This is a genomic window from Leisingera sp., assembly GCF_034669605.1.
GTDB lineage: Bacteria > Pseudomonadota > Alphaproteobacteria > Rhodobacterales > Rhodobacteraceae > Leisingera.
Genome location: NZ_JAXMOX010000196.1, coordinates 1 through 8,499, shown reverse-complemented (window position 1 = coordinate 8,499; position 8,499 = coordinate 1). Strand labels below are relative to the sequence as shown.

The following is an 8,499-nucleotide window of genomic DNA, read 5'->3' as shown; positions in this document are numbered from 1 at the left end:
CACCCGGTAAGGGGCCGCGGGCATGTTGCGCTTACTTGCTGGCTGCGTTGACCCAGGGTTGCCAGGTCGCGGAATTGTCCGCGATCCACGTGGCAACCACCTCGTCGATGGGCTGGCCGTCCTGATCGATTGCCTTCATCATGATTTCCTGCTGTGAGGTTTCCATGGTGAAGCGATCTAGGAATTCCCAGGCGGCAGGCCACTTCTCTTCGAAACCCGACCAAGCAACCTTGATGGTGCCGGGCGCCTCGACACCGCAGTCGCCGGTCGCGTCGGGGTTCGGGCCCCAGGAGGGATCGGTCTGGCAGGCCGGGTCATAGGCGGGGAGTTCGACCCAGCCGGCTTCGACCTCCGAGAACACCCAGTGCGGTGCCCAGAACATCATCACAAGCGGGGTCTTGCGGGCCTCTGCCGATTTCAGCTCGGCAATCAACGCGCCCTCGGAACCGGCGGGCACGGCTTTATAGTCCAGCGCCATGCTCTTGATGATATCGGCCGAGCGGGTGCCCCAGTCGGCCGGGTAAGCGAGGATGCGCCCCTGAGGGAAGGTGTCGGCGGTGACGAACCGGGCCTGGCAGTCGACCAGGGCTTTCCAGTCGGGCAGCCCGGGGCAGACATTTTCCATGTGCTTGGGATACATCCAGCCCTCGCGCGTCGTCAGCCCTAGCGGGCCAATGTCGACGATGGCACCGGCTTCTTTCATCTTGGGATAGATATCCCCGGAGTTGTTGGTCCAAACCTCGAGGGTCGCAGAAAGCTCGCCGTCACCCAGGGCGGAAAACTGGGGATAGTTGCCGGCGGTGACATATTCGATGTCATAACCCATCGAACGGAGGATCTCGCCGGCGATGCGGGTCGAGATATGCTGGCCCGTCCATTCGTTAATGGCAAGCTTGATCGGCTCGTCGGTGGCGCCAAGCTCTGCGGCCTCGGCCGCACCTGCCAGTGCCAAGGCGGCGGTTCCGAAGGCAAGCTTCGACCTCAAGGTCTTTGCGTTGAACATAGTCTCTCCTGTTGTCGTTTCTTGTGTTTGTGGTCTTGGTGTTGCCGTCGGAGCTGAAACCGGCCGGAAAGCGTCCTTTGTCTAGCTGTTTCCTCTTTGCGGCCTGAAACGGAACGAACAGCGCCTTTGGTCGAGCGTAGCGAGATGAGACCTGTGAACTTGACAAAGAGCGCCTACTCTCAGCATCTCTGGATGCAAGGCCGGGCGGGGGAGCGCCTTAATATACTGGCCGGTTCGCGCGTCGCAGGCGATTGTCCGGAGGGCTAGATGCCGACTTGATGATTTCGGACTTTTTTGGCGCCGACTGTGAAGTATTTCCAAGCGGCGAGACGTTTCCGACTTCGTCCGCGAGGAATGGAAAAGCGGGTTGGCGCAACTTTTTTGATCGGTAATGAATTCTTTCCTGGCAGCGCTCCTCTACCAGGCATCGGGCCGGCCAGCCCGATCGTTTTCTGCCGTGATTGCCGAAACCGTGCTGTGCGCTTGGCCGTCGAAGCGTTGGTGCAATTCTAGATCAACCCTCATGGGCGTACTTGCACGCCGGGGTAAAACTCGTGCTTCGATGCCTTAGATGATACCGCTTGTTGCGTGTTGCACATCGCGCAGGACTCGGCGAATTCGGTCGAGCGGAGAACCCTCTCCGGAATAGCGCCGCGCCGGAAAATTCACGGAGGGCTTTACCAGAGTGCGCCTCCGGTCACCTGGATGTTCTCCATGGTCAGACCGCGCGCAGCCTCGCTGCAAAGGAATGAGAGGAGATCCGCTACTTCCCCGGGTTGGATGATCCGGTTCTGGGGGTTCTCGGCGGCAATTTGAGCCATTGCCTGCGGCACGGTGCGTCCTTTGCCTTCGCGCCCTGCGATTTCTTCCACATCGCGTCGCATCAGTTCTGTTTCGACCCATGTCGGGCTGACCATGACGCAGGTGACGCCATGCGCAGCACCTTCGAGCGCGACGCAGCGGGTGAGACCCAAAAGCCCGGATTTCGAGGCGCAATATGCCGGGTTGTCCGCCCACCCGACGCTGGCGGCAGTTGAGCCGATGTTGATGATCCGCCCGAAACCCTCGTCGATCATGGATGGCAGAACGGCGCGCGTCATGCGAAAAGCGCCAGTCAGGTTCGTATCGAGGATGGCGTTCCAGAGCGCATCGCCGTGGCCGCACACTGGCTGTTCGCTGGTCATGGGGGCGCGTGATCGTTGCGTGATCGTCGGCGTCGATAAGCTGCAGGTCCGAGGCGCGCACACGAGAGAAGTGGCGCCCCCGGGGGTTCATCAGAAATTGCCGGCCATCCGGTGACACCGCAAGGCTGAAGTGGTTTGCCACCGATTCATGCATCCCGAGCCGCGCGAAATACCGGAATGCCGCGGCCAGGTCCTCGCGCATTCCCTGGAAGGTGTCTGCGTCAGGAAAGCCTGGTTCTGTCTTCGTCAGGACGCTGCTCAAGGTGAATGCCTTTCCCTCATTTCATCCAGCTCCGCGGATGGGGCCTCCATCCCGCGGATCAGATCGGCCGCCTTTTCACCGATCATGATGGCCGTTGCGTTTGTATTCGCGCTTACGATTTCGGGCATGATCGAGGCATCGGCGACGCGCAGACCCTCGATCCCGCGTACCCGGCATTGAGGGTCCACGACGACGGCCTCGGCGTGCTCGTTGCCCATTTTGCAGGTTCCGACCGGGTGATAGCAGGTTTCCAGCGTTTCGGTGATCCAGGCGTCGATACTGGCCTTGTCGTTGACGCCGGGCCCGGGGAACAGTTCGGGGCCGCGAAAGCGGGACAGGGCCGGTTGCGACAGGACCTCGCGCAGGATCGTGACGCTTTCACGCAGATCCACCAGGTCAGCCGGTTCGGCGAGATAGTTGAACAGGATCGCCGGAGCGTGTCTGGGATCCGCGCTCCTGGCCCGCACGTGGCCCCTGCTGCGGGGCCGCATCAGGTCGATATGCACCTGATAGGAATGTTCCCGCCGGATATCGACCGTCCCCGGAACCACCGACAAGGGCATGAAAGTGAATTGCAGGTCGGGATGTTCGACGCCGGGCCGGGAACGAACGAATCCTCCCGCCTCGAAATGGTTGGTAGATGCCGCACCGGTCCCGCGCATGAGCCATTCGGCCCCAGCCAGCCAGCTGCGACTGGGGAGGGTGACCGGATAGATGCTGGCCGGTTCAAGGCATCTGTGCTGGATCACCAGGTCGGGGTGGTCGTTGAGGTTTTCCCCCACCCCCGGCAGCTCGTGTCGCACTTTGATCCCCGCATCCTCCAGAACCCGTGCGGGTCCGATACCGGAGAGATGCAACAGATGCGGCGAGCCGATGGCCCCTGCGGCGAGAATGACCACGCGCTCGGCCCGGGCTTCGACGGACTTGTTTCCCAGAAGGTAGCGGACACCCTGCGCCCGGCTGCCCTTCAGCTGTATTTCCTGCGCCAGCGCGCCGGTCACGACGGTCAGGTTGGGGCGGCTCCGGGCCGGGTCGAGATATGTGCGCGACGCGCTCTGCCTCTTTCCGCCGAAGGTGCTGCGCTCTACCGGTCCGAAACCTTCCTGCTGGGCACTGTTGAAATCCCGCAGAACGGGATAGCCGGCTTGCCCGCCCGCCTGCACGAAGGCCTCGGCCAGCGAGGACGGTTCCAGCCGGGGCCGGGTTACGCGGATCGGGCCGCCGGTTCCGCGCAGCGGGTCCGAGGTTTCCGGCGCCGTCTCTGAGCGCCGGAAATAGGGTAATACGTCCTCGTAGCTCCAACCCGAGGCGCCGCGTTTCCCCTGTCGGCGGGCGGCATGGCCACGGCTGACATGATGCTGGATCTCATTGCCCAGGACGTCGGCAACAGGCCTGCCAGCGAGATCGGCAAGCATCTGCTTATGGACGGACGTCGTCCGGGATCCCGGCCACAGCCCTCTGCCGGGCAAGACTTGCATACCCTGACCGAGAGCCGGCATCTTCACGACCCGGTCGCGCGCGCGCATGCGATCATGGAGGAACAGCTTGAAGATACGATCTCCTGTGCCGAACTTGCGAAAATGGTTGGCCTGTCGCCGCGGCATTTGCAACGTCTCTTCCGCGCTCGGCTGGGGCGCGGAATGGAAGCGACCTACCGGGAGCTGCGCATCGCCAAAGCCCATCAATTGGTTCAGCAGACCGATATCTCTCTGACCGAAGTTGCCGTTGCCTGCGGCTTTTCTTCGCTCGAGGTTTTTTCGCGCACCTATCGCAGCCGTTTCGGGGTCGCGCCCAGCCGCGACCGGCGCCAATCGCTCGAAGCGTCGGTATATCGCAGTATCGGGTCAGACGGGTCCCAATGACGGTTCTGTCGCAAATTTCTCTGGGGGTTGCGTGCAAGCCTTTGGCCGGGCACATTTATCCCGCGAGCGCCGCGAACGGCTGAAATGCGGTCTGGCCGCTGGCAGGAAGCTGGCCTTTGCGGCTCATATGTGCGGTCTCGATCCCGGCCAGGGTTGCCTGCGCGGCAACGGAGGACTTGAAGCCCCGCATCGGACGGGTGATTTTCTGGATGAAGCGGAGATCCTGCTCGATGGCGTTATTGAGGTGTTTCACTTGCAAGACCTCAATCAGCCAGTACCAACCGGCCAGGATTGGCGTAACAGTCATGTAGTTCAAGCCGGCCAAGTGCGCAGGGCTCTTGCCGATCACCACCTTGTCAGGCCAGCCATAGGTTCCGATCGGCGGGCGAAGAAGGCCGTCGCGGCCGCCTCATCGCGGCGCTCGGCTAGTATGAAATCCAGCGTTTTCCCATGTTTTCCGACAGCCCGGTACGGGTCACACCGCCGGCCCTTCACCTTGATGCAGGTCTCATCCTTGCGCCTGGATCGGCCGGCCGGTGATTTCCTTTTCTGGATTTCGGCGGCGATCAGCGGCGCGTATTCCCCCCCATCGGTTTAGCGTCGCGTGATCGGCATCCACGCCCCGTTCAGCCAGAATTTCCTCAAGGCCGCGAAAAGAGACGGCATAGCGCAGGTAGAAAAACACAGCATACAAGATCACGTCCTTCGGGTAATGGCTGCCCTTGAGGCCGATCATCCTGCCGTTGTCCTTTCGTCGCCGGTTCCGATGACATACCCAAGAGGGCTCCGGCACGAAAGACCGCCAGAACGTTTGCGACAGAGCCCATCGGACTGCGCAAATTTCACCTTGATCGCATCTATCAATCTATACGTCACATTGACGTTCTGCCAACCTAACTCTTCAGGCGGCGGGTTGGATTGTCCCGTACCCGCTGGAGGACGGGACCAATTGCCCAAAAACGTAATGAAACAGCTAAGGAGGGGGATCTTCAAATGAAGAGAAGGATATTTTGCAAGCTCGCGGCGACCACAGCCTTGTGTATTGGCGCACATAGCGTTCTACCGGCCGCTGCATCGGCGGGAACGCCCCGTGACACACTTGTCGTGGCCGCCCATATCGGCGACATTCGGACGCTTGATCCTGCGGAAAGTTTCGAAATTTCCAGCAGTGACCTTATCAACAACGTGTACGACAAGCTGGTCGGTTTCGATCCGCACGATCTGTCCGCTGGCATCGTGCCAGGCTTGGCAGAAGAGTGGGAGCTCTCCGAAGACGGTCGCACAATCACCTTCAGAATCCGGGAGGGAGTGAAGTTCTCGTCAGGGAATCCATTGACAGCATTCGACGCGGAATATTCGTTGCGAAGGGCCGTGGCTCTCAATAAGACGCCAGCATTCATTTTGCGCCAGTTCGGTTTCTCAGAAAACAACCTGGAAACTACTATAAAAGCAACTGACGACAGAACCCTTAAAATAACCACCGACAAAAACTATGCTGCCACCTTCGTGCTGAACTGCCTCACCGCGACAATTGGTGCAATCGTCGACAGCGAGCTCGTCAAGCAGCATGAGGTCGACGGTGATTGGGGAAATAGCTGGCTCAAGACCAATTCGGCAGGTTCCGGGGCTTATTCACTGCAAACCTGGCGCGCCAACGACTTTTATGCACTCGTGGCAAACCAGGAGTATTGGCGCCTTGCACCCGCGATCAGGAGCGTCTTTGTCCAGCATACACCTGAATCGGCAACGCAGCGTCTTCTATTGGAGCAGGGCGACGCAGACATCGCAAGAAACCTGACGCCCGCCGATATCGAAGCGATCGAAGGGAATCCCGACCTTGTGGTGTCCACGGACCTGCGCGGACGATTGATGTATATTGCGCTGAATCAGGGCGTCGAGCCGTTTGACAATCCAAAGGTGGTTGAGGCCATCAAATACCTGGTCGATTACCGCGGGATAGCCAACTCTGTTCTGCGCGGTCAGTTCACGCCACACCAGACATTCCTGCCAAAAACTTATCTGGGTGCAATCGACGACGCCCCTTACTCATACAATGTGGAGATGGCAAAAGCACTCCTCGCGGAGGCCGGCTTTGAAAACGGTTTCAAAACCGAGATCCTTGTCAGGAACGCACAAGACCGAATGCAGGTTGCGCAGATCTTGCAGAACACGCTTGCCCAGGCGGGAATTCAAGCCGAGGTAGAAGTCTCGGCGTCTCAGCAGGAGCTGGCAAAATACCGTTCGCGCGGACATCAGATCTATCTTGGCGTTTGGGGGCCGGACTATCCAGACCCAAACACCAACGCGGGGACATTCGCGCAAAATCCCGATAATTCGGCCGATGCTGATTTCAAAACGTTGGCATGGCGCAATTCATGGGAGGTGCCGGCGTCAATTTCCGACAAAGTTCTTCGGGCGGAAGAGGAGAATGATCCGGAAATCAGAACATCGCTGTACCAGGATGCGCAGCGGGCTTTTCAGGACAGTGCGCCTTTCGCCGTGATGTTCCAACAGACCGAACAAACCGGAATGCGGAACGGGGTCTCCGGGTTCGTGACGGGAAGTGCGATCAGCTATGTGTATTACTGGACCATCACGAAATGAAGATTGGACCTCATTTATCTGACACCAGTGGGAGGCGGCGACTGGCCGCTTTCCCCGGGCGTCCACTCACACCCTGTTCGGCAACCATACCTTGCTTCAAGGATGACACCACATGATGCGACGCGGGCTTTCTCTCACAACGCAGATTGCGATGACTTTTCTCGGCCTTCTGCTCATCACATTCCTGATCGGCCGCGTTATGCCGATCGACCCGGTGCTTGCCGTGGTCGGCGACCAGGCGTCAGAAGCGACCTATAGAGCCGTCTATCAGGACATGGGCTTGGATCAGCCGCTTTACAAACAGTTTATCAGCTATCTAGCCGATATATTTTCAGGTGAATTCGGCACATCGCGTGTGACATCCCGGCCGGTTCTTGAGGACATCGGGCGAGTGTTCCCCGCAACACTTGAATTGGCAACGCTGGCAACGATCATCGGAGTCGGGTTCGGCATCCCGGTCGGCGTAGTCGCCGCTACACATGCAGGCCGGTGGCCAGATTATTTGTTGCGGGTTTTCGGTCTATTCGGCTTTTCGATCCCGATATTCTGGCTGGGCCTCATGGGGTTAGCCCTGTTCTATGGGCAGTTGGGCTGGGTCAGCGGACCGGGACGGCTGGACATTTACTATCAGAATCTTGTTCCGCAGGTTAGCGGGGTCCTGCTCATCGATTCACTGATCGCCGGAAACCTCGAGGTCTTCTGGAATGCCCTGAACCACCTGATCCTGCCTGTATCAGTTCTGGCTTATCATTCCATGGCCTATATCAGCCGCATGACCCGCAGCTTCATGCTTGAGCAATTGGGTCATGAATACATCACCACAGCGCGGGTCAAAGGATTAAGCGAGACGCGCGTGGTTTGGCGTCATGCGCTTGGGAACATCAAAATTCCTATGATCACAGTCATAGCTTTGAGCTACGCCACACTGCTTGAAGGCACGGTGCTTACGGAAACGGTATTCTCATGGCCCGGTCTGGGTCTTTACATCACCAATGCACTGTTGTCGGCGGATATGAACGCTGTGCTCGGGGGGACGATCGTTGTCGGCGTTGTATTTGTCGGTGTGAACCTCCTGTCAGACAGCCTCTATCGATTTGTCGATCCAAGAGCCAAATAGGGAGCAAACAACAATGAGTGTCACTGGCAACAACACTGCACCCGCGGCAAGCAAACTATCTGGTTGGCTTTCAGCGGATTACCCCAAGAACAGCGCCCATGCCCGCGCGATGCGCATCTACGCCAGTTGCTGCAACATCTCGAGCAACCTGCTCGCGATGACGGGGCTGGCAATTGTAACGGGATTGATCGCGATAGCCATCTTTGCGCCGATATTGGCGCCGCACGATCCCATGACACAGGATCTGTCGCAACGCCTGCTGCCGCCGGGCTCCGAGAGCCATCTTTTGGGTACCGATGAACTGGGACGGGACATTCTAAGCAGACTAATTCACGGTTCCCGAATCACGCTCTACATTGTTGGGCTCGTCGCCCTCATTGCGCCCACCCTAGGCCTTCTGGTTGGCGGGTTGGCGGGCTACGCGGGCTCCTGGCCTGATGCGGTGCTGATGCGTGTTACCGATGTTT

General features: G+C 59.2%; 7 protein-coding genes and 2 pseudogenes. 4 read left to right on the top strand and 5 right to left on the bottom strand.

The window, feature by feature from the left end:
• Positions 1–31 precede the first annotated feature (31 nt).
• The 4 genes and pseudogenes from VOI29_RS19775 to VOI29_RS19760 form a co-directional block, all read right to left on the bottom strand.
• Positions 32–1,003 carry an ABC transporter substrate-binding protein gene (locus VOI29_RS19775; RefSeq protein WP_323782708.1) on the bottom strand — a complete coding sequence of 324 codons (972 nt, stop codon included), beginning with the start codon at positions 1,001–1,003 and terminating at the stop codon, positions 32–34.
• A gap of 677 nt (positions 1,004–1,680) precedes the next feature.
• Positions 1,681–2,187: an SDR family NAD(P)-dependent oxidoreductase gene (locus VOI29_RS19770; protein WP_323782705.1), complete on the bottom strand. Its 507-nt coding sequence runs from the start codon at positions 2,185–2,187 to the stop codon at positions 1,681–1,683.
• Between the two features lie 70 nt (positions 2,188–2,257).
• Positions 2,258–2,341 (bottom strand): annotated as a pseudogene (locus VOI29_RS24735) (hypothetical protein); the annotation flags it as partial.
• 104 nt (positions 2,342–2,445) lie between these two features.
• Entirely contained in the window at positions 2,446–4,053 is a 1,608-nt protein-coding gene (locus VOI29_RS19760) for a GMC oxidoreductase (protein WP_323782702.1), read from the bottom strand.
• Here VOI29_RS19760 and VOI29_RS19755 point away from each other — a divergent pair.
• On the top strand, positions 3,982–4,311 hold the full coding sequence (locus tag VOI29_RS19755) for a helix-turn-helix domain-containing protein (protein WP_323782699.1): 330 nt from the start codon (positions 3,982–3,984) through the stop codon (positions 4,309–4,311). The two genes, VOI29_RS19760 and VOI29_RS19755, sit on opposite strands and share 72 nt — an antisense overlap.
• A gap of 55 nt (positions 4,312–4,366) precedes the next feature.
• On the opposite strand, the pseudogene VOI29_RS19750 reads toward VOI29_RS19755, so the two are convergent.
• Positions 4,367–5,047, bottom strand: a pseudogene (locus tag VOI29_RS19750) (IS6 family transposase).
• A gap of 257 nt (positions 5,048–5,304) precedes the next feature.
• Here VOI29_RS19750 and VOI29_RS19745 point away from each other — a divergent pair.
• From VOI29_RS19745 to VOI29_RS19735, 3 genes are all read left to right on the top strand, one after another.
• Entirely contained in the window at positions 5,305–6,915 is a 1,611-nt protein-coding gene (locus VOI29_RS19745; protein WP_323782696.1) for an ABC transporter substrate-binding protein, read from the top strand.
• Positions 6,916–7,027: 112 nt separating this feature from the next.
• Positions 7,028–8,032 carry an ABC transporter permease gene (locus tag VOI29_RS19740; RefSeq protein WP_323782693.1) on the top strand — a complete coding sequence of 335 codons (1,005 nt, stop codon included), beginning with the start codon at positions 7,028–7,030 and terminating at the stop codon, positions 8,030–8,032.
• Positions 8,033–8,045: 13 nt separating this feature from the next.
• Positions 8,046–8,499 (top strand): ABC transporter permease (locus VOI29_RS19735; protein WP_416361568.1); only part of this gene is annotated, 454 nt, incomplete at its 3' end.

Bases quoted from the DNA above. Each gene is read 5' to 3' on its own strand.
- VOI29_RS19745 (WP_323782696.1), top strand. From the start codon at position 5,305: ATGAAGAGAAGGATATTTTGCAAGCTCGCGGCGACCACAGCCTTGTGT.
- VOI29_RS19770 (WP_323782705.1), bottom strand. From the start codon at position 2,187: ATGACCAGCGAACAGCCAGTGTGCGGCCACGGCGATGCGCTCTGGAAC.
- VOI29_RS19740 (WP_323782693.1), top strand. From the start codon at position 7,028: ATGATGCGACGCGGGCTTTCTCTCACAACGCAGATTGCGATGACTTTT.
- VOI29_RS19775 (WP_323782708.1), bottom strand. From the start codon at position 1,003: ATGTTCAACGCAAAGACCTTGAGGTCGAAGCTTGCCTTCGGAACCGCC.
- VOI29_RS19760 (WP_323782702.1), bottom strand. From the start codon at position 4,053: ATGCCGCGGCGACAGGCCAACCATTTTCGCAAGTTCGGCACAGGAGAT.
- VOI29_RS19755 (WP_323782699.1), top strand. From the start codon at position 3,982: ATGGAGGAACAGCTTGAAGATACGATCTCCTGTGCCGAACTTGCGAAA.